1 protein-coding gene and 1 pseudogene are annotated in these 1,182 nt (G+C 71.0%); both read right to left on the reverse strand.

Features of this window, described 5'->3' with window-relative positions:
• Positions 1 to 140: pseudogene (locus SI859A1_RS21945) on the reverse strand (molybdenum cofactor biosynthesis protein B); the annotation flags it as partial.
• Positions 137 to 1,182, reverse strand: a 1,046-nt coding sequence (locus tag SI859A1_RS22400) for a 4-(cytidine 5'-diphospho)-2-C-methyl-D-erythritol kinase (RefSeq protein ID WP_148233681.1), incomplete at its 5' end; no start/stop codon positions are given. The gene SI859A1_RS22400 and the pseudogene SI859A1_RS21945, both read right to left, overlap by 4 nt.

Below are 1,182 nucleotides of genomic sequence, written 5' to 3' on the forward strand. Positions count from 1 at the left end.
TGCCGGTCCGCGACCCGGTGTCCGGCCTCGGTCAGCCGTTCCACCAGCAGCGAGCCTGAGCGGTCCTCGTCGAGGCTTCGGGTGTCGGAGACGGTGAGGATCGCGATGGACAGCGCGATGAAGGAGCGTTCGTCGCTCATGGGGCCTCCAATGTCAGGTCTGCGGGGGTGGCGGGGTGCCGGGCACCGGAGAGCCACCATTCGGGATGGGATGCGGCGATCCGGCTGCGGGCGCGGGCCAGCCGGGCGTCGTCTTCGAACAGCCCGTAGACGGTCGCGCCCGAGCCCGACATGCGGGCGATCAGCGCGCCGTCGCCGGCCAGCGCGTCGCGGACGGCGACGATCTGCGGTGCCAGCCGCTCCGCCGGTGCGGCGAGATCGTTGCGGGTGCCATCAAGCCAGGCGACCAGTTCGGCGGCGGTGCGGAAACCCTGCGCCGGGACCGGCGGCAACGGCGCGTTGTCACGCTGTTCCAGCGCGGCGAAGACCGCGGGTGTCGAGACCGGCACGCCGGGATTGACCAGCAGCATGTGCAGGGCCGGCAGGTTCGCGAGGGGCTTGATCTTCTCGCCGATGCCGGAGACGCGCGCGGCACGGCCCGCAATGCACATGGGAACGTCCGCCCCGAGCGTGGTCGCCCTGGCGAGCAGGGCATCGCGGACGGCGGGCACCGCGTCGCCGATCATCCGCAGGAGCGCTGCCGCATCGGCCGAGCCGCCGCCGTAATTGGACGGCTCCCAGACGCCGCCATTGCCGTCGGGCAGCGAGATCGGCGCATCCATGATCACCGAGGACGGCGTGTAGCCGTTGTCCAGCGCCGCGGCGTAGACGAAGGGCTTGAAGGACGAACCGGGCTGGCGATAGGCTTGGCTGGCGCGGTTGAACTCGGACTGGGCGAAGGAGAAGCCGCCGACCATGGCGACGACACGCCCGGTCTTTGGCTCCATCGCCACCAGTGCGCCCTGCACCTTCGGCGGCTGGCGCAGCCGGTAGCCGCCGCCCTCTTCCTTCTTCTCCACATAGACGACGTCGCCGCGCGACAGCACCTCGGCGGCGGAGCTGACGTTGCCCTTCCGATCCTCGGTGTTCAGGCGCAGCGCCCATTTCATGTCGTCCCTGGCGATGCTCGCCAGTTCGCGCTCGGCGCCACGAGCACCCGACATGTCGCGCGGCGGCTGCAAGC

The sequence above is a fragment of the Aurantimonas manganoxydans SI85-9A1 genome, from assembly GCF_000153465.1.
In the GTDB taxonomy this organism is placed as follows: Bacteria; Pseudomonadota; Alphaproteobacteria; order Rhizobiales; family Rhizobiaceae; genus Aurantimonas; species Aurantimonas manganoxydans.